The sequence below is a fragment of the Sphingomonas echinoides genome, assembly GCF_029623395.1.
Lineage (GTDB): Bacteria > Pseudomonadota > Alphaproteobacteria > Sphingomonadales > Sphingomonadaceae > Sphingomonas > Sphingomonas echinoides_A.
The window spans coordinates 62,149-82,146 of record NZ_JAPYKK010000013.1; the positions used below are offsets into that span (position 1 = coordinate 62,149).

The following is a 19,998-nucleotide window of genomic DNA, read 5'->3' on the forward strand; positions in this document are numbered from 1 at the left end:
GATGCACGCCACCGGCCCGATTCACTTGCTGCTCGTCGGTGCCCCCGGAAGCGAATTTAGCCTTGCCGCCGCGATGGCGCGCGACGCAGGCGCGCATGTCGCGCTGGCCGACTGCGCGAAGACCGCCTTGCTGATGCTGCGCGACGACGGTGGGGATATCGTGATGATCGATATCGCCGAAGACGTCGGGAGCTTCATTGCGCAACTCCGCTCGGAACGGATCGCCGTCCCCGTGCTGGCTTGCGGGATCGATGCGCCCGCGGACCGGGCCGTCGCTGCGATCCGCGCCGGCGCGCGCGACTATGTCCCGCTCCCGCCGCAGGCCGACTTGATTGCCGCGGCCATCCTGTCGGTCGCGCAGCACGGCACCCGCATGGTGGGCGACGACCCGGCGCTGGGCCGTGCCCTCGCGCTCGGCTTGGCGATGGCCCATTCGAATGCCCCGCTCCTCATCGTCGGCGAAGCGGGCTGCGGGAAGGAAATCTTCGCACGCGCGATGCACGACGCGTCCGGGAGACGCGGGCGCTTCGTTGCGATCGACTGTGCGAGCACCAGCACCGACATTCTCGAATCGGAACTGTTCGGTCACGAGGTCGGGGCGTTTCCCGGTGCGATCGCGCGGCGGCGGGGACGGCTTGAGGAAGCCTATGACGGCACGGTGTTCCTGCGCGACGTGGAAGCCTTGTCGCCCGCTATCCAGGCACGGATGCTTACGGCGTTGCAGGGGCAGCATGTCCATCATCCGATTGTCGAGCCGTCCGGGCTCCGCGCTCGGATCATGGCGAGTACGGCCGCCGATCTCGACATGCGCGTTGCCAAGGGCCTGTTCCAGGGCAATTTGCTCGCGCGCCTTGGCCTCGTGCGGATCGCGGTGCCGCCGCTGCGCGCGCGGCCGGGTGACATCGTCCCGATGGCGCAATATTTCGCTGATCGCTTTGCGCTCGCCAACGATGTTCCCGCACGCCCTTTCGGCAAGGAGGCGATCGGCCTGCTTCAGAAGCACGACTGGCCCGGCAATGTCCGCGAGCTGGAAGATACCGTTCATCGTGCGGTGCTGCTCAATCGCGATCCCAGCATTGCCGCCAGCGCGATCGTGACGATCGACGGCGCCAGCCTTGGCGCTGCCCCCGCGACGGTGATCGACCGCAACGGCTTCGTCGGCTGTACGGTCGAGGACATGGAACGCGACCTGATCCTCCATACGCTGCACCATTGCCGCGGCAACCGGACCTCGGCGTCGACGATCCTCGGCATTTCGGTGCGGACGATGCGCAACAAGCTGAAGACCTTCATCGAGGCGGGGATTCCCGTCTCACCCGCGCTGTGAACCGCCGGACATGACCGCAACCCTCAACACCTTGATCCGCCGCTTCGGGATCAACCGCGATCTCGCGCTGGCGGGCAGCGTCATCGCGATCATCGCGATGCTGATCCTGCCGCTGCCGCCCTTGTTGCTCGACATGGGACTGGCGCTGTCGATCACCTTGTCGGTGATGATCCTGATGACCGCGCTGTTCATCGAAAAGCCGCTGGAACTGTCCGCCTTCCCCACGATCCTGCTGATCGCGACGATGCTCCGGCTGGGGCTCAACCTTGCCTCGACCCGGCTCATCCTGGCGCATGGCCATGAGGGGAGTCATGCCGCGGGCGGCGTGATCGGCGCGTTCGGCGAATTCCTGATGGGCGGCGAGCCCGTGATCGGTCTTACCATCTTCGCGATCCTGGTGGTGATCAACTTCGTGGTCATCACCAAGGGGTCGGGCCGCATCGCGGAAGTTGCCGCGCGCTTCAGCCTGGACGCGATGCCCGGCAAGCAGATGGCGATCGACGCCGATCTGTCGGCAGGCATGATCACCGAAGTCGAGGCACGCGCGCGCCGGACCGAAATCGAGGCGGAAAGCGGTTTCTACGGCGCGATGGACGGCGCCTCCAAATTCGTGAAAGGCGATGCCGTCGCCGGATTGATGATCACCGCGATCAACATCGTGGTCGGGCTGATCATCGGCGTGGTCATCCACGGCGTCCCGATCGGCGAGGCGTTCCATACCTATACGATCCTGACCGTGGGCGACGGGCTGGTCAGCCAGATCCCGGCACTGATCGTCTCGACCGCGGCCGGCCTGCTCGTCTCCAAGGGCGGCGTCACCGGCAAGACCGGCACCGCGCTTGGCGTCCAGCTCGGCCGTTATCCAAAAGCGTTCGGCATGGCGGCGGTGCTGATGGGTGGCCTCGCGATCATGCCGGGACTGCCGTTCGTGCCGTTCGCTGCCTTTGCGGGGCTGTGCGGGTGGCTCGCCTGGAAAATGACCAAGCGTGCCGAGGCCGAAGCGACCGCCGAACGGATCGCCGAGGCTACAGCCGATGTGGCCGCGCAACATGTCGACGAACCCGTCTCGCGCACGCTGGCAATCGACGCGGTCCGGCTAGAAATCGGCTATGCGTTGTTGCCGCTGATCAACGATTCAAACGCCGAACCCCGGCTCGATGATCAAGTCCGCGCGCTGCGGCGGCAGATGGCGCTCGATTTCGGCTTCGTGCTGCCGTCGGTGCGGATCATCGACAACATGGCGCTCCGAGCCAACGAATATATCGTCTACATCAAGGAAACCGAAGCGGCGCGCGGCGAGATCAGGCTCGACAAACTGCTCGTAATCAACGCCGGTGGCGGCAATCTGGGCATCGTTGGCGAGGAAACGCGCGAACCCGTCTTCAACTTGCCCGCCTTGTGGATCGACCGCGCGCTTCGGGACGAGGCGGGCGTTCGCGGGCTGACGGTCGTGGATTGTGGCACGATCATCACAACGCACCTCACCGAACTGGTGAAGGACAATATCGCCGATTTGTTGTCGTTCACCGAAACGCACAAGCTGATCACCGAAATCCACAAGGATTCGGAAAAGCTGGTCGCCGAGATCGTACCCGCCAAGATCTCGATTTCAGGCGTCCAGCGGATCCTGCAGAACCTGCTGTCCGAGGGGATTTCGATCCGCGATATTCCGACGATCATGGAAGGCATCGCGGAAGCCGCACCGCTCAGCCATAATCTTACGCAGATGACCGAACATGTGCGCGGTCGGCTCGCCCGGCAGATCTCGGCGCAGCAGACGCGCGAGGGATCGATCCCGATCATCACCCTCTCGGCGCATTGGGACACGGAATTCGCCGACAGCATCATCGGTCAGGGTGACGACCGCCATCTCGCGATGGCGCCGTCGAGCTTGCAGGCGTTCATCGCCTCGGTCCGCGAAACGTACGATCGATTGGCGGCCGGCGGTGAAATCCCCTGCATGTTGACCAACCCCGCGATCCGCCCGTTCGTACGCTCGATCATCGAGCGCGTCCGGCCAGCGACCGTCGTGCTGTCGCAGAACGAAATCCACGCCCGCGCGCGCATTCGTGCACTCGGCACGATCGGCTGAAACCAGCTCTCGGCAGTATATTATCCTATAAGGAAATAGGCGGCGTGACGTTCCGCGGAAAGGATCCGGATGAACTTCGCCACGGCAGGATTACAAAAAAGCTGGCCACAAGGGCCGTCACGGGATCCTGCACCCTCGACTGTGACGTCGGACGGTTTCGCCAGCGCGATCGGTGAGGGGATGGCTTCGGGGACGCCCAGCGATGGCGCAATACGACCAGGCCCCCGCACGGCGACTGCCACGCAGGTTGCCGCGGCGAACACGGTCGTCGCCAGCACGCTTCCAGACGTTGCTTTGGACATTGCGTCTGGACAGTCTCCCGCAGCGACGCCAATCGTTCCGCCAGCCGAGACTCTCGCGGTGCGCGCTGCGCTGCTTTCGTCCGCAGCGCCCGCTCTGCCCAACATGCTGGCAGCCCAGACCGTCACCATTGCGGTCCAGCACGCCACGACGATCCCTGCCCCGATCGCGGCAAGCGTTGCGGTGTCTGTACCGCCCGCAGCCGACAGTGCGGTTGCCCCGCGGCTAGGGTCGGACTTCGGTCCCAGCGCGCCTCCCGAACCATTAGCCGAAGCCGCACCGCCCGTAACCACCCTCCCACGGGCTGCTGCAGATCAGGCGAAGGCAAATACGGACACGCAGAGCACCGGTATTGTCAGCACGGGATCCACACCCAGAACGCCGGCTGGAACTCCGCTTGCGGTGAGTCCGGACGTGCCCGCTGGCATGGAGCGCGGTGCAGGCGTTCGGGCGGCGACGACCGACACGCCCCTGGAGCCCGCATCGCCCGACGTCACCGAGGAAAAGCATCCGTCGCACACCATTGCGGTCAAGCCAGCCACGACCGATCCGACTGGTGGCACGTTTCCCATGATTCCGACGGCGCCGTCTCTGCCATCCGACCGGGCTTCACTTGCCACAGGGTCCGAGCAACTGGCCACGTCGGCTCGTGTAAGCCGAGACCGACCATCACCGCGCGTCCCCGACGCAGCGAAGCCCTCGATGCCGACGGTGACGACCACCACCGACACGGCGGTGCCGATACCGGTGCCCATGCTGTCAGTTCCCCTGGCGGTGCCGGTTCCGCCGCCGGCAACGGCGCTCGCCGGGTCCCGCATCGCGGACACGAGCGTATCGACACGGGACGCAGCGACACTCTCCTCGGCGGCCGATGCTGATCCGACAGGGTCCGCGACCACGGCATCGTTTACCGTGCTGCTTCCCGAAGCGGATGTTGGTGCGAGTCCAGCAGCGACGATCGTCGGCAATGGGACAAATGAGCCGATGCGCCCGGTCATCGTTCCACCGATCGCGACGCTCATATCCTCGGGCGCGCCGGCCCATGTCCCGACGATTTCGGCTCAGCCCGGGCACATCGGGCAGGACCTTGGGGTGGAGATCGCCCGGCGCATCTCGGTCGGCGGCGCCGAACTCGTCGTTCGCCTCGATCCGGCCAAGCTTGGCCGGATCGAAGTACGCATGTCCTTCGACGATCGCGGCGGCCTGCGGACGGTAATCGCCGCCGACAGTCCTGTTGCGCTCGACATGTTGCGCCGGGACAGCGCGGATCTCAGCCGTTCGCTGAGCGATGCCGGTTTCCGAAGCGATGGCCAGAGCCTCCGCTTCGATGGCGGCGGGGACCGCGGAAGCGGACAGTCCCGGTCTCCGTGGCAAATCGGACCCTCGAAACCGGATGAGCCCGACGGCTTCGGCACGACTGCCACATTCGAACAAACCCCCTACCGATCGCTGCGCACCAGTGGTCGCTACGACGTTATCGCATAGGAGCCGCGCACAATGTCTGTCGTTACCCCATCCACAAGCCCCACCTCGCAGACCCTGGCTACAGCGAATCCTCCCGCAACCAAGGGAATCGGCAGCGATTTCAGCATGTTTTTGAAGCTGCTCACGACGCAAATGCAGAATCAGGACCCGCTGAGTCCGATGGACAGCGCACAATACACCCAGCAGCTGGTGCAATATTCGCAAGTCGAGCAGACCGTGCAGCAGAGCGGTACGTTGAAGGACATCCTCGCCAGTCTATCGACCCAAAGCATGGCACAGGCATCGGGGTTCATTGGTCGCGAAGCGGAGTTCAATTCCGCCGTCTCGGGCTTGGGTGCCAAACCCGCGAGCTGGACCTATTCCGGGACCGGCGCGATGACATCGGGTACGATGTCGATCACGAACGCCGCGGGTAAGGTTGTCGACACGCGTACGGTCGAACTTTCAGGCAACAGTGGCAGTTATGGTTGGGACGGCACGCTCGCTGACGGCGGAAAGGCAGCAGCGGGTGCCTACACCTTGTCGCTGACGGCCCTGAACGCCGCTGGCGTTGCAGTCCCGGTCACGATCCACAGTGTCGGCACGGTTAGCGATGTCAACGCGCTAAACGGATCTGTATCACTCGGTGTCAACGGCGTGCCCATGCCGATGTCTGCGCTCGTCCGGCTCGCCGCGACGCCGTGAACGGAACGCGGATTGCCGCGCAAGATAAGGTCGAGCACTGCCGAGCCGTCGCAACGTCGTCGGGATCACAGGCACCGACGGATGCTGACCGCTACGGCAACGCTGGCGGCGTGCCGGTGCTTGTATCTCCGTCCCTCCGCGCATGATCCAAGAACTCATGAATGAACAGCACGAGCTGCGCGGCGGTGTAAGGTTTTTGAATGAAGGCGAACGCGGTAGAGCCTTCTTCTACAAGAGCATCGCTATACCCGCTTGTCAGCGCGACGCGCGTGTCGGGGTAGAGGCGCTGCACTTCGGCACCAAGTTCCAATCCGGTCATTCCTGGCAAGACGATGTCCGAGAAAACGAAGTCGTACGGCAATCGTGTCGTGCGCAATTCCTCGAGCGCGGCGTGGCCGTCTCCGACAAGGACGGCGGCGCACCCCATTTCGCCAATAACTTCGATGGTGAGCTTTCCAACCGCCGCATTGTCCTCGACCACGAGAACCCGTTCGGTGTTGCGATATGCCTCTGGCTCGGAGACGTGTGGCACCGGTGCCTCCAGCGGTTCATGCGTCAGCGGCAGCCAGAGACGGATCGCCGTACCCGTTCCGATCGTACTTTCGACCGTGACGTCACCACCCGACTGGCTGATGAAACCGAAGACCTGCGAAAGCCCGAGCCCGGTTCCGAAGACACCGGACTTCGTCGTGAAGAACGGTTCGAAAATCAACGGGATGTCGCCGGGCGGGATCCCACTGCCGGTATCTTCCACCGTAATCGTTATATGACCGCCTCCCCCGACGTTCCCCCGCTCTTCCATCGGATGTGGAACGTGTTTCACCGATATTCGAACCTCCCCCCGGCCGGTGATAGCATCCCGGGCATTCACGATCAGGTTGATGATGGCAGTATCCAGCTGGCCTGGATCGACCAACACAGGACAAGACACGACGGGTACGGAAAGCGTGATCGCGATGTTGGGGCCTACCAGCGATTGGCTCATGTCCATCAACGCTTCGACGGTGACCCGGCAATCCAAGGCCACTGGCTTCAAGGCCTGCCGACGCGCGAAGGCGAGGAGTTGAGCGGTCAAGCTGCTCGCGCGCTTCGCCGCGTCTGCAATGGCGGCGCAATAGACGGCCTGCGGGCTTTCGTTGCCGACGTGTCGCTGCAGCAAGTCGACATTGCCACGGATCACTGTCAGAAGATTGTTGAAGTCATGCGCGACACCGCCGGTCAGGCGACCGACCGCGTCCATCCGCTGCGCCTGCGCAACGGCCTCGCGTGCGCTGGCGATCGCGGTTTGCGCCGCCAGCCGCTCGGTCAGATCGCGCGTAACTTTGGCGTAGCCCAATATGGCACCCGCTTCGTCGATGATCGGGTCCAGCAAGACATCGGCCCAGAACCGCTCGCCCCCCTTGCGAAGCCGCCATGCTTCGATCTTGTAGGCCCCTGTCTCTCTCGCCAGACGCAACGCCCGTAACGGCTCACCCTGATCACGTTCTTCTGCGGTGTAAAAACAGGAAAAATGCTGCCCGATGATTTCGTCGGCGCCATAGCCTTTCATCCGTTCGGCACCACGGTTCCAGGTCGCGATGATGCCATCCGGATCGATCATGTAGATTGCATAATCTTCGATGGCATCCACGAGTAAGACGAAGCGTCGATCTCCGCTAATATGGGAAAGCCGATCTTTCGTAGTGACGGTACTTGCCATTTTCATGTGCCCTCGCGGTCAGCAGCCGCCTACCGAATCGGCAACCTGCCAGATGCAGCACAGTCGAAGAAAAAAACCTATCCTATATTATATTATTGATAAATCGTCGATTTTATTTTGAGTTACGGGCGGCCATCTGGTTCGTGTCTGGATGGACGAAGCCGTCGACATGTCAGACTTTCAGAAGATGAATGCCGCAAGGCGCGTCCGCCTCCAACGCAGCAAGGTGCAAGCAGCTCGATTATGAATGCAAAGGCCCGGCGCTGCGGAGACGTAACTGACGGTCGAGACCTTTCCCCGCCGCCCGAATATCATCGAACTTGCACGCATGAATTGCCTGCTCCGCCGTCAAGGGCTTGGACAGGAAATGCCCCTGGAGCTTCTGCACGCGGAGCGCACACAGCAGATCGTGCTGACCGGCTGTCTCAACCATTTCAGCGGTGACCGGGGCTCCGATCGCCAGGCATAAATGCAGGACGCCAACCAATAGATCGATCGCGCGCGGGCTTTCCATCAGCGGCGAGATCAGGCTGCCATCAAGCTTGATACCGTCGAACCTGATTTCGCGCAGATACCCGATCGACGCATATCCAGCGCCGAAGTCATCCAACAAGATGCGAACACCGCCGTCCTGCAACGCGCAAAGCGCCGCCCGAGCGGTCATAAAGTCGCTGAGCAGCGCGGTTTCTGTGACCTCAATCGATAAGCGTCCGGGATCGAACCCATGCGCATCCAACACCGCGAGCAATTGGATCGCGAGGGTCGGCGAATTCAATTCTGCACCACTAAGGTTGAAGGACAGGCCAATGCGGGGCGGCCAGGACGCCGCAGCGCGCAGCGCCATCGACAGCAAGTGAAGCGTCAGCGGCCCCGTCATCCGCGACTGTTCTGCGATCGGGATGAACTCGGCCGGAGAAATGACACCAAGGGTCGGATGGGTCCAGCGCGCCAACGCCTCGAACGCGTCGATGCGACCGGTCGCGGCGTCGATCACAGGTTGAAAATACAGCAGGATCAGGTCGGTTTCAGCCGGAGTGGCAAGCGCCTGTTCGATCTGCATCCGACGCCGGATGGGAACCTCCATGTCCGGCTGAAACAGACAAGTCGCGTCGTCCCGTCGACGCTTCGCCTCGTACATCGCAAGGTCGGCCTGGTTGATCAACGGCAACGCCGTGGTCACGTCGGGCCTGTCATACGCCATGCCCAGCGAAGCCTGCAGCCGGAACGTCTGACCGGCAAACACGAAAGGCTGGTCGAAGACCGCACCGATTTGGGCGGCACACCGTCGTGCATGCTCGAGACTGTCGACGCCGTTCAGGAGGACGGCGAATTCGTCTCCGCCCAGCCTTGCAGGCAGCGCATTTTCAAAGCCCAGCTGCTCGAACCGCCGGGCAGTCTCGCAGAGCAACGCGTCCCCGGTCTGATGGCCGTGCATGTCGTTGATGATCTTGAAATCGTCCAGGTCGATCATCACGATCGCCAAGGTTGAACGCGGAAGGGCGGACAGTGCCTGCTCCAATTCGTCGAGGAACCGCCTGCGATTCGGCAACCCTGTAAGAGAATCCCGATACGCCAGGTGGCTGGCCTTGGCCTTTTCCAACGCGATCTCGCTGCGCGAAGCCACTAGGCGACGGAGTTGCTGGTGTTGCCGATAGATCATGGCGACGATCAACGGGGCGATCAGCAAGATATTGGCCCCCATGCTAGTGAGAACCGTATCGCCCGTCAGCATCAAGGAGAACGAGATGGGGATCGTCCCGACCGCCACCACCATGTAGGCAGCGAGCGGAAAACTCGCCAGGCATATGGCGCAACAGATTGTAGAGAGTGTCGTGAACAGAGGGACATACGTCCGCGATTGAACGTCGCTCAAGCCGATGAGATGAGTCCAGGCATACAGGCCAGTGGTGATGGTTCCGGCCAGGAACAAAGTGATCATCATCGAGGCGCGGATCTCGGAAATCGTCCGTCTGGTTTTGCGCGTTCGCCTCCACGCCAACGTTCCCAACCGCACGACCATCACCAAGCCAATGAACGCCGGCATGACGAACACCGAGTTGCCGACCTTGGGTGTCGAGACAAAGACGAGAAACAGCACGTTGATGACGATGGTGAGGTACATCGCCGGAAGTTGCAGCCGAAGGATTCGAAACTGTTCGATCAGCAGGCTATCCGGCGATCTCCAATGGAACAGGCTGTCGAGAAAGCGCGCTAAAACCGATGAAGGGGCCGCGACTGAAGGACTATCCGGAAGTAACTCCTTCCGTTCGGGGATTGACGACACGACCATGCGCTCCACTCTTGTGCGCATCCCACGATAGCCGCCGCACGACGTGCGAATGATGGTACGCTTTAATTCATTATAGGAATGTTATCCTAGGCCGTCGTGAAATGCCGTGAGGAATTGGTACGCGTTGCGATGAATGGAACCAACCTTGCGACAGTAATGAGCGCGGTTTGACGTCAGGGAAAGACCGCGCTGATGACCGACGCAACATCTGCCGGATCAAGCTCGTCGATGTTGACCTCGACATCCGGACTGACGCTATATCCCATGGTCGTGCCGTTCCGATCGAAGGTCACGGTGACAAGTCGATACCCTTCCCCGGTTCGGATCGCAGCGACGCCACCGACGACAGGAACCCGGTCCGGATCGACGATAACGATCGCATTCGCGGGCAGACCGGGACCAAGCGTTGCACGGCACACCCGCACCCCAAAAGCACGCGGGCCTGCGCGCGCAGGCGCTTCGACGACGGCATCGGTAGCGGCGTCGCCGATCAGGCCGTTCGGCAACGGTGTGCCGATCACCCGCAGCATTCGTGTCTCAGCTGCGACTGTATTCTCCGTCACCGCGGGCGCGGGGGAACTTGGGGTGCGCGACGTGGGCTTGCCCGCTGCATCGGGGGCAGTATCCAGAAGCGACGCGCGCAATTCGGCGACGCGCTGCCGCGTGCGCAGCATCCGAACTTCCGGATCAGTGATCGCCTCGATGTAGCCGTCGAGATCGCCCCGCAAAAATTGTGCGGTAATCTTTTCCTGAAGCATCGTCCCTGTATCAACGCCGAACAGGCGATAGATCGCGCTGACGGTCGCTTCGTTCCAGCGATCGAGGGTTTTCTGCGCATTCCCGAGCCGCGACAGGATGACCGCGGGCAACCCGTAATCGCGGTCGAGCACGGCGATCGTGAGCGTCCGGTCCTGATTGCGACGCAGCCGCAGGGCTGCAGCCAGAAGCACGGCATTCCGTTCCTCCGCAATCTTCGCGGATCGTACGGCTTGAAAGGGGACGGCCCAGGCCGCGATGTCGAACGCAGCGGCGTCAACGTCGATCAACAGGTCGACCGGCGCAATCGCGAGGGCACCAGCAATGCGGACCAATTCATCCGGACGAGCGAAAATCTCTCCACGTTCGATTTTCGACAGGCGAATATAAGGGATTTCGGGAATGCGCTCGCTGAGCGCCATCAGCTTCTGCAGACCCTTGCGCTGTCGCTGGTCGCGAACGCGGTTGGGGAAGACGAACGCCCGATAGGGATCCGGCGTGATGCCGAGCATCGATCGCTCCGCTTTGCCCGACATCCCGGCCAATTGTTCGCCGCTGGTGGTCGACGGCGCCGTGGAGCGGGTTCGTGTTGTCATGGGGTCGCAATCCAGTACGGAAAAACGCGATGTCGACGACACCGGCCTGGATAGGTATAGGACAGCCAAGACAGATTCAATCGCGCCTAGTGTACAAAATTATTCGCAACCGGCCCGATCAGGCGTGACCAGGCTCCGTCGGGCGCAAACGGCAGGAACGTCGTCGTCGGGCATGTCCCTGACTGATGACGAGTCAGCCAGTCCGGCGACAGCGGCGATGGATGTTCCGACGAGAAGGCAACGCCCCCGCCATCGGTGAAGATGCCGACGATGGGAGGAACCGCGTACGCGGGCCAACGCCGGATCATTTCGCCCAGTAGAACCTTGGCCCCCGTCTGCATCGCGGCGAGCGACCGTCGCAGCGGATCCCGTCGATCGGCGAGATGTGCCTGTGCGAGCGTACCGTCGATCATCCAGAGCCGTGTTGTCAGGCGCCGGGCATGGTCTTCGGTGCTGGTGGTCGTATTCAACAGGATCGCGCGGTTGGCGCGCAATAGCGGCCGCGCGTGAAACGCCACGACGGCGGCGACATCGGCCAGGGCAACATCCAGGGCGGAAGCTCGATACCCGGTGCCCCCGCGCTCGCTGTCTTCGATTGGGAGCAATCGGCGATAGGTCATGCGGGGAGTCCTTGCTCAATGAGATAGCATGGCGTGCGCAGACATCGGCTGCGGTTGGATCCGCAACACTCCGCGGGGCATGTCTCGCCCCGCGGTGTCTGCCCGGGTCGGGTCAATGCCAGATCTGAACGCCTCTCGCATTGCCATCGGTACGCTCCGACTCCGCCAGCGTGGGCCGCACGGATGTCGCAAGCAGGACGTCGTTTGCCAGTCCCTGCGCCAGATTGTCCGGACGCGTGGTTATGGCGACGATGCTGGAGCGGGTGTTGTGGAGCTGCCCCGTGGCGGGCAGGATGGCTACGGCGGGCACGTCGCGAACGGGCGTGGCGCCACGGAGCGTGGAGCGGCTCGCGGGTTTGCGATACTCCGCCATCACCGCGAAGCGCGGATGGGTAGCGGCAAGTTCGCCGATCGCACGCGACGCACGCTTGGTAATCTGGCGGACACGTTCCTTGGTGATACCGATGCCAGCACCGAGTTCGTCGAGGGTGGTCGCATCGAAGACGCGGCGTTCGACGATTTCCCTGTCGCGCCCGAGCTTCTGCTCCAGCTTCTCGATTTCGAGCGGGCAGACACCGGACGTCCGCACGGGGCGCGGCGGGGTTGCCGAGGGATCGGACACCGCAACGCTTGCGACGCGCTTCGGGCGCGGACGCTTGCGCAACTGCTCCATGCCGGCGGAGCGCTGATGATCGATATACTCGCGAACGAGTGATTGCGTCGCGGCATGCGCCAGATAGTCCGACGCCGCCGCTTCGGTGCGGGCCAAGGCGCCTTCGTCCTCGATGATGGATCCGATCGTCGCTTCCTCGCCATCGGTCCCCGCGGCGACGGCGTGCAACGAGATCGTCGTCGCATCGACCTTCTTGGCCGACGGGCGCTGGTCGGTCATCAACCGGAAGCGCAGGCTCTGCAGCTCACCCCGGATCTGCCAGTTGACGAACGTCGTGAACATGGCCTTTTCGGGATCATAACCCTGAATCGCGCGATGGACGGCGATCGCGCAGCACTGTTCCGCGTCGTCCCAATGTCCGGCGAGACCATATTGGCGGATGAAATGGCGGATCCGCGGCGCAATCAATTTGAGGATCGAAACAAACGCCCGGTCGACGGTGGCGCGCTGGCGTGCGCTCGCAACGGCGTCGGTCTTGGGCGTGTTTTCGATAACGATGGAAACAGCGGCTTCCAGAGCAGTCGTGGTCTTCGACATGAGATATCCCCCTAACAGCGCGCTCGGCAGGCCTCGTACAAACTGCCTCCAGCGCCATTTCGGTTTAGCCGCCAAACCTTAATAGGATTGTTAATGTCCTATATGTGAAAATACCTGCTCCTATATATCTACACGCTCGGCGGGAACTGATTTGCCTGCCAGCGCAAGGCCTTCCGTTGCGAAGCGTGATGGTGTCACGTTGCGTTCGATATAATTGAGCAGCCACGACCGGTGCGCGGTTGCCGCGTCGCCGCTGTGCGCGATTCGCTGATTCGCGCTGGCGGCGCCGACCTGCGCGTCGAGCAGCAGCTTCGCGCGGCGGCTGTCGAGCCCGCCGCGCAGGAAGCGGATTGCATCGCCGGTGCCGAGGTGGTGGCCGAGGTACGCAACCTTGGCAACGTTGGCGACGTCCTCCCCGACCGCGACCCCCGCATGTTTGAGCTGGGTCACGCTGCGCAACGCGTAATCCGCGGTGGCGTTGATCGAGGCAGCGGCGTCATACCGTAGCGCGAGCAAGGCCGAGCGAGCGGCGGGGAGGACGCGGCCCGTGTCGCCGAGCCAGCCCTGGCGGGTGGCGACGTCGTGCAGCCACGTGCCGGCGCGCTCGGCCTCGCCTTGCCACGTGCCCCCGAGGAACTGGCCAAGGCCGGCGGCGCTGGAGCGGGGATTGCGCGATCCGGTCTTCCAGCTGCCATCGCAATTCTTGGCGGCTTCAGCATTTACGATCGCTGCGAGCGCCGCCGCTGGAATGCCGGTTCGTGCGGCGGCGGCATTCAACGCGCCGGAATAGCGATCATTGGGCCCTAATCCGGTCGCCGGTCCGCGCGTCGAATGCATCGGATCGGGCAACGCTCCAGTTTCTTCCGGCAGATCCTGCGAAGATAGCCCAGCCAGCCCGACCGGATGCGGCGGAGTGTACGCCGTCGTGGTCGGGGTCAGCAGCGACAACAGCGCGTCAAGATCGAAGTCCGGACACGCGGACGCGGTCTCGGCTTGTGCTTCGGTGGTGTCGTTGGTCCCCAGGGCGGCGCGCCACAGTCTGGCGGAGACGTCCCCCCGCGCCTGAGCGTAGAGGAGCGCAGCCTTGTCGGATGCGGGTAGGCGGCTTGGATCGCCGGAAACGATCACGTCTCGCGCCCGCCCTCATCGCGCGAGCGTCGGATCGCGGCCTGACGATGCGTGAAGCGGGCCGCCGAAAAGTCGTCGATCCGCTCCTGTTCGGCGCTCGCCGCAACGCGATCCGCTTCGGCGCGATAGCGGTCGGCGGCACCAGCGATCGCCCGCAGCGCACCATAGGCCTCGGCTGCCTCGCTGCGCAGGCGCGTCAGTCTGGCGTCGACCGAGGCGCGCTCGTGCAGCAATCCGGCACGCTGCGCGCGCATCCGGGCGACGAACGCATGCGCCGAGCAGGCCCATTCGGTCGCGGCCACCTGCGCCTCGTGGCGAACCGAGCGATCGATCGCCGTGCGGGTCTGCTCGATCACCGCGAGCTGATTGACCTCGACGCTGATCGAGACCTGCATCGCGTCCATTTCGCGCTGGCGCAGCCGCAGGGTTGCATCAAAGGGCGTGCTCATGCGGCATCCTCCAGAAGGGTAGCGAGCGCGGCGAAGCTGTGCGTCAGGTCGCCGCGATCCTGCTTGGTCTGCGTCAGCAACGCCTCGATCCCGGGCGCCAGCGTGATCGCCCGGTCGACATCGGGATTGGACCCCGTTTTATACGCGCCGAGCCGGACGATTTCCTCCATGTCGGCATAGGTCGACAGGATCGACCGGGCGGCGAGCCGAAGCGCGTTCTGGTCGTCGTCGAGCGCGCCAGGCAGCGTGCGGGACACCGACTTGAGGATATCGATCGCCGGATACCGACCGCGTTCGGCGATCCGGCGTGTAATCACGATATGGCCGTCGAGAATGCCGCGCACCGCATCGGCGACGGGTTCGTTATGGTCGTCGCCATCGACCAGCACGGTAAACAGCCCGGTAATCGACCCTTGGCCGGGAAGCCCTGGGCCAGCGCGTTCGAGCAAGCGCGGCAGTTCGGCAAAGACGGTGGGGGTATAGCCTTTCGTCGCAGCCGGTTCGCCGCTCGCCAAGCCGATTTCGCGCTGTGCCATTGCGAAGCGCGTCACAGAATCCATGAGGCACAAGACGTTGAGACCCTGATCGCGAAAGTGTTCGGCGACCGCGAGCGTGGTCCACGCCGCCTGGCGTCGCATCAGCGCCGGTTCGTCGGACGTGGCCACCACGACGACGCTGCGCGCAAGGCCCTCCGCGCCGAGATCGTCTTCGACGAACTCCTGCACTTCCCGGCCCCGCTCGCCGATCAGCCCGATCACCGCAACGTCACAGCCGGTCCAGCGCGCGAGCATCGACAGCAGGACCGACTTGCCCACCCCCGATCCGGCGAACAGGCCAAGGCGCTGGCCCTGGCAAAGCGGTGCGAAAATATCGAGCGCGCGCACCCCGGTACCGATCCGGCGGCCGACGCGGGCACGTTGCGCGGCAGGGGGCGGCGGCGCCTTGATCGGGCGCGAGTCCGGTCCGGCGGGAAGCGACCCCTTGCCGTCGATCGGTCGGCCCAGGCCGTCGATCATCCGGCCGAGCCAGGCATCGCAGGGTCGGACGACGAACCGCCCGGCGACGAGATCGGCACGCGCACCCGACGCGATGCCCTGCGGGTCGCTGAACGGGAGACAATGCGCAACATTGCGATCGAGTCCAGTCACTTCCGCCGCCACGCTACCGGTGGCGGCGACCACGGTGATATGTGATCCGATCTGTGCCGCCCCGGTGAGCCCTTCGACTTCGATCAAGGCGCCCCGAACCCCGATCACACGACCGAAACGCTGGTCGCGCGGAAGAGTGCGCACCCCGTGCGCGGCTGCGGCAAGCGCTTTCATCGCGGGGCTCAGGCGGCTTGCGATGCGGCGCGACCAAGCGCCGCCGTTTCATATTCGATCAGCATCCGGCAATCCGCCAAGGCGCGATAGAAATCACCGTTGGCGACCTTGCGGGCGAACCGGGCGCAGGCCGCCTTGGCATCGTGCGCCTCCAGTGCTATGATCAGATCTCGCAAGAACCCGACGATCTCGTCGTGGTGCACAGCCGCTCCGGCGGGGTCGATATACGCCATCATGCATGCGAAATAGAGCCGTTTTGCCGGCGTTATGGCGTCGTTTTGCAGCATAACTTCCCGACCGCGCAGCAGATTGACGCTGTTTTCTACGCACAAATCGGTTCTACCGACCGAGCGGATCACCGCGCCGTTGACGATCATCTGCTCGCCATCACGCAGGGAAATTCGAAGGGTCATCGCTTTGGTCCTACAGGGTGCATACCTTATTATAGGACTATCGCTGCGAGACACGTCGAACCCAGATAATTTGCGGGCCAATTGGGTTTGTTCGATATCGATCCTACAATTTAAGGGACGAGTGCCACTGGTGCTGCTCGTCCCTTCTTGTCGGAGAATATCCTTGAGCCTCTACTCCGCCCTGTATGCCGGTGTTTCCGGTCTGAGCGCGCAAGCCTCCGCGATGGCCAGCGTTGCCGACAACATCACCAACATCAACACGATCGGCTACAAGAACGCCGATACCCAGTTCCGCACGATGGTGTCCGGCGGCAAGACCAGCACCAGCGCCTATGCTGCTGGCGGGGTCAATGCCGTGACGCGGTCGCTCGTCTCCAAGGAAGGCGTGCTCGGCGCGTCGAGCAGTTCGACCGACCTCGGCATTACCGGCGCAGGGTTTTTCGTGACCCGCGACGGCACCGGGGCCAACGCCAACATCGCCTACACGCGGGCGGGCTCGTTCACGCCGGACGACCAGGGCTATCTGAAGAATTCGGGCGGATATTATCTGCAAGGGTGGCCGCTCGACGCTCAGGGCGGCGTCGTGAACACCGGCAACCTCGGTGCGCTCGTCCCGATCCGCGTGAGCCAGCTGACCGGTACGGCAGCAGCGACGAGCAAGCTCCAGATGCGCGCCAACCTCGACTTGAACGCCACCGCCTTCACCGGGACCTATGCCGCGGGCGACATCGCCGCAGGCACGACCCCAGCACAATTCTCCCGCCCGTTCGACCTGACGGACGCGCAGGGGGGAAGTCACACCGTGAACATGGCATTCCTCAAGACCGGAACCAACACCTGGGTCGGGGAAATCTACGCCACGCCAGCCGGGGACGTGAACGTCGCGAAGGGCCTGCTCGCGAGCGGGACGATCAAGTTCAATGGCGATGGGACACTCAATCGCGCGGGTTCCAGCCCGGCGCTGTTCGCCGCGCTGACGCCGACCTGGACCAACGGTGCCGGCTCCGGGCCGATCAAACTGGGTCTGGGCAGCGATGGCGGTCTGGATGGCCTCACTCAGTTTGGCGGGGCCTCGTCGCTCATCTCCTCCAGCGTCGATGGCGGGTTGCTCGGCAGCGTCGCGTCGACGCGGATTTCCGAGTCCGGCGTGGTGAGCGCGGTGTTCGACGATGGCTCGTCGCGCGCGGTGTTCCAGTTGCCGCTCGCCAGCTTCCAGAATCCCGACGGCCTCACGCGCTTGCCGGGCAATGCGTACGGGGTTTCCGATCAGTCCGGCGGCGTCGCGATCAACGCGCCCGGATCGCTCGGCTCGGGCAAGATTTCGGCCAACGCGCTGGAGGCATCCACGGTCGATCTGGCGCAGGAATTCACCAACATGATCCGCTTCCAGCGGGCGTACAGCGCTTCCTCCAAGATCATCACCACGGTCGATGAGATGCTGCAGGAAGTGAGCAATCTGAAGCGATAAGCCAGCACGGGACGACCGGGCGGGAAATGGTTCCCGCCCGACAGGGGGAATAGCGGCGTGTCGTTGAACGAGATTTTGGGATCGGCAATGTCGGGACTGGCAGCGTCCCAAGCGGGATTGCGCTCGGTTTCGAACAACATCGCCAATGTCGGCACGCCAGGGTATGCCCGCGAGCGCGTGACTCAAACCACAGGCGTCACCGCGGGTCGTGTGAACGGCGTAACGATCGGCGAGCCCAGCCGGATCGCCGATCGCTTCTTGGAAGCAACCGTCTATCGCCGCGCCGGCGACATGGGATCGGCGGACGTCACGTCGTCCTATCTCGACCGCCTGCAATCGTTACTCGGGGCGCCGGGCGCGGAATATGGGCTGCCCTCGCGGCTCGATGCGATCAACGCTTCGGCGGTGGCGATGACGGGGACGCAGGCATCGGCACAGACCGTCGCGGGGTTCACCGCCAATGTCCAGGATGCGATCACCTCGATCGGCCAGCTCGGCTCGGACGTGGACGGGCTGAAAGCCGACGTCCAGTCCGAGGTGGTGCAAAGCGTGGATCGCATCAACGGGTTGCTGGTCCGGATCAACGATCTCAACGGCAGCGTCGCAAGGCTCGAAGGGACCGGGCACAGTTCGGCCGGGGTCGAGGACCAGCGCATGTCCGCGCTCGAGGAACTGAGCGGGATGATGAAGGTCACGGTGCGACAGCAGCCCGATGGCCGGGTCGCGATCGACACGGCTTCGGGCATCCCCCTGCTCGACAACCGCTTGCGACAATTGTCGATGCCGGAATCCGGTGGCAGCACGGCGCAGACGACCTATCCAGTGATCTCACTGCGGTTCGCCGACACCAACAACGGTCCGGGTGCCGCCACCGGCGACAAGCTGGATTCCGCTTCGGTCGGCGGCAAACTGGGTGGGTTGATCGACTTGCGCGATCGCGCGCTCCCGGCGTTCACCGAAAAGCTCGGCGTGTTGTTCACCGGCCTGTCACAGACGCTCAACGCCGTTTCGAACGCCGGCACCACGGTGCCCGCGCCAACGCAGCTGGCCGGTCGCCCTTCCGCAATGACGGGCGCCGACCGGTTAGGGTTCACCGGGTCGGCGGTCTTCGCCGTCACCAAGGCGAGCGGTGAACTGGTCGCGTCGACCACCATCGACTTCTCCGCCATGCCGGCGACCGCGTCGCTCGACGATGCCGTCGCAGCGATCAACGCGGGGCTTGGCGGCGCCGCTACCGCATCCTTTACCGGGGGTGTGCTGTCGATCACGGCAAGCGGCGGCGGCAACGGCGTGGTCATCGCGCAGGACCCGACCAAGCCGAGCGATCGCGGCGGAGTGGGGTTTTCGCAGTATTTCGGCATGAACGACATGGTGCGCAGCGCCGCCAGTCCGCTGGTACCGTCGGGATTCAAGGCCTCGGATCCGCACGGCTTCGCTGCGGGTCAAACGAGCGACATCGTGCTACGCGATACGTCGGGCCGGGCACTTACCAGTTACAAGATGACGGGCACGGTCGGCGGGACCTTCGGCGACCTGGTGACCCAGCTCAACGCCAGTCCGCTCGGCAAGTTCGGCAGCTTCGCGATGGACGACAAGGGGCGGGTCCAGTTCGCCGCCAACGCCAACGTCCAGGGAGCCACGCTCGCGGTCGCGTCGGATTCGACCAATCGTCTCGGGACGGGGCAGTCCTTTTCCAGCATCGTCCAGCTGACCGGCGCCAGCAGTGGGGTCGCCACCGCCGGGGTCCGACCGGATATTCTGGCAACCCCCGCCAAGCTGGGGCTTGCACGCTTCCAGACCGGCACGGCGATCGGCGCGAAGGCGCTGGGCGCCGGAGACAATCGCGGTGCCACGGCGTTCGTCGATCAACTCGCCGGTACGGTCGATCTCGGCAAGGACGGCATCATCTCGACCGGCGCACGCGCCGCCGGCCTGTTCGGGAACACCGGACTGGCGGCGTCGCAGGCCACGTCGTCGCTGGCCGACGCGACCGCGCGGCGTGACGATGCGGTCAACCGGCGCGACAGTTTCTCGGGCGTCAACATCGACGAGGAGCTGTCGAACATGGTCGTGCTGCAAAGCAGCTATTCCGCTGCAGCGCGCGTCATCACCACGGCAAGCCAGATGTACGACACCTTGTTGTCGATGATCAGATAGGA

At 63.9% G+C, this 19,998-nt stretch carries 15 protein-coding genes; 6 read left to right on the plus strand and 9 right to left on the minus strand.

The window, feature by feature from the left end:
- Position 1: 1 nt before the first annotated feature.
- The 4 genes from QBJ92_RS09995 to QBJ92_RS10010 all read left to right on the plus strand — a co-directional run bounded on the left by QBJ92_RS09995 (position 2) and on the right by QBJ92_RS10010 (position 5,888).
- Positions 2–1,327, plus strand: a complete 1,326-nt coding sequence (locus tag QBJ92_RS09995; RefSeq protein WP_277969540.1) for a sigma-54-dependent transcriptional regulator — start codon at positions 2–4, stop codon at positions 1,325–1,327.
- 10 nt (positions 1,328–1,337) lie between these two features.
- Positions 1,338–3,419, plus strand: coding sequence for a flagellar biosynthesis protein FlhA (gene flhA, locus QBJ92_RS10000; RefSeq protein ID WP_277969541.1), 2,082 nt, complete (start codon positions 1,338–1,340; stop codon positions 3,417–3,419).
- A gap of 726 nt (positions 3,420–4,145) precedes the next feature.
- A complete protein-coding gene (locus QBJ92_RS10005) occupies positions 4,146–5,204 on the plus strand; it encodes a flagellar hook-length control protein FliK (RefSeq protein WP_277969542.1) in 1,059 nt (352 codons plus the stop codon).
- 12 nt (positions 5,205–5,216) lie between these two features.
- On the plus strand, positions 5,217–5,888 hold the full coding sequence (locus QBJ92_RS10010) for a flagellar hook assembly protein FlgD (RefSeq protein WP_277969543.1): 672 nt from the start codon (positions 5,217–5,219) through the stop codon (positions 5,886–5,888).
- A gap of 91 nt (positions 5,889–5,979) precedes the next feature.
- On the opposite strand, the gene QBJ92_RS10015 is transcribed toward QBJ92_RS10010, so the two are convergent.
- From QBJ92_RS10015 to QBJ92_RS10055, 9 genes are all read right to left on the minus strand, one after another.
- Complete coding sequence (locus QBJ92_RS10015) at positions 5,980–7,587, minus strand: ATP-binding protein (RefSeq protein ID WP_277969544.1); 1,608 nt, start codon at positions 7,585–7,587, stop codon at positions 5,980–5,982.
- A 241-nt stretch (positions 7,588–7,828) separates the two neighbouring features.
- Positions 7,829–9,877, minus strand: coding sequence for a putative bifunctional diguanylate cyclase/phosphodiesterase (locus QBJ92_RS10020; protein WP_277969545.1), 2,049 nt, complete (start codon positions 9,875–9,877; stop codon positions 7,829–7,831).
- Positions 9,878–10,050: 173 nt separating this feature from the next.
- On the minus strand, positions 10,051–11,229 hold the full coding sequence (locus QBJ92_RS10025; protein ID WP_277969546.1) for a helix-turn-helix domain-containing protein: 1,179 nt from the start codon (positions 11,227–11,229) through the stop codon (positions 10,051–10,053).
- Positions 11,230–11,315: 86 nt separating this feature from the next.
- A complete protein-coding gene (locus tag QBJ92_RS10030; RefSeq protein WP_277969547.1) occupies positions 11,316–11,849 on the minus strand; it encodes a hypothetical protein in 534 nt (177 codons plus the stop codon).
- A 112-nt stretch (positions 11,850–11,961) separates the two neighbouring features.
- Positions 11,962–13,059, minus strand: a complete 1,098-nt coding sequence (locus tag QBJ92_RS10035; RefSeq protein ID WP_277969548.1) for a sigma factor-like helix-turn-helix DNA-binding protein — start codon at positions 13,057–13,059, stop codon at positions 11,962–11,964.
- Between the two features lie 120 nt (positions 13,060–13,179).
- Positions 13,180–14,187, minus strand: coding sequence for a peptidoglycan-binding protein (locus QBJ92_RS10040; protein WP_277969549.1), 1,008 nt, complete (start codon positions 14,185–14,187; stop codon positions 13,180–13,182).
- Complete coding sequence (locus tag QBJ92_RS10045; protein WP_277969550.1) at positions 14,184–14,636, minus strand: hypothetical protein; 453 nt, start codon at positions 14,634–14,636, stop codon at positions 14,184–14,186. Before QBJ92_RS10045 ends, QBJ92_RS10040 begins: the two co-directional genes overlap by 4 nt.
- Positions 14,633–15,958 (minus strand): flagellar protein export ATPase FliI, encoded by a 1,326-nt coding sequence (gene fliI, locus QBJ92_RS10050; protein ID WP_277969551.1) that lies wholly within the window; start codon positions 15,956–15,958, stop codon positions 14,633–14,635. Before fliI ends, QBJ92_RS10045 begins: the two co-directional genes overlap by 4 nt.
- Before the next feature lie 8 nt (positions 15,959–15,966).
- Positions 15,967–16,371 (minus strand): flagellar biosynthesis repressor FlbT, encoded by a 405-nt coding sequence (locus tag QBJ92_RS10055; protein WP_277969552.1) that lies wholly within the window; start codon positions 16,369–16,371, stop codon positions 15,967–15,969.
- A 163-nt stretch (positions 16,372–16,534) separates the two neighbouring features.
- Here QBJ92_RS10055 and QBJ92_RS10060 point away from each other — a divergent pair, with 163 nt between their 5' ends.
- Complete coding sequence (locus QBJ92_RS10060; RefSeq protein ID WP_277969553.1) at positions 16,535–17,839, plus strand: flagellar hook protein FlgE; 1,305 nt, start codon at positions 16,535–16,537, stop codon at positions 17,837–17,839.
- A gap of 57 nt (positions 17,840–17,896) precedes the next feature.
- Positions 17,897–19,996 (plus strand): flagellar hook-associated protein FlgK, encoded by a 2,100-nt coding sequence (locus QBJ92_RS10065; RefSeq protein ID WP_431358386.1) that lies wholly within the window; start codon positions 17,897–17,899, stop codon positions 19,994–19,996.
- Positions 19,997–19,998: the final 2 nt, after the last annotated feature.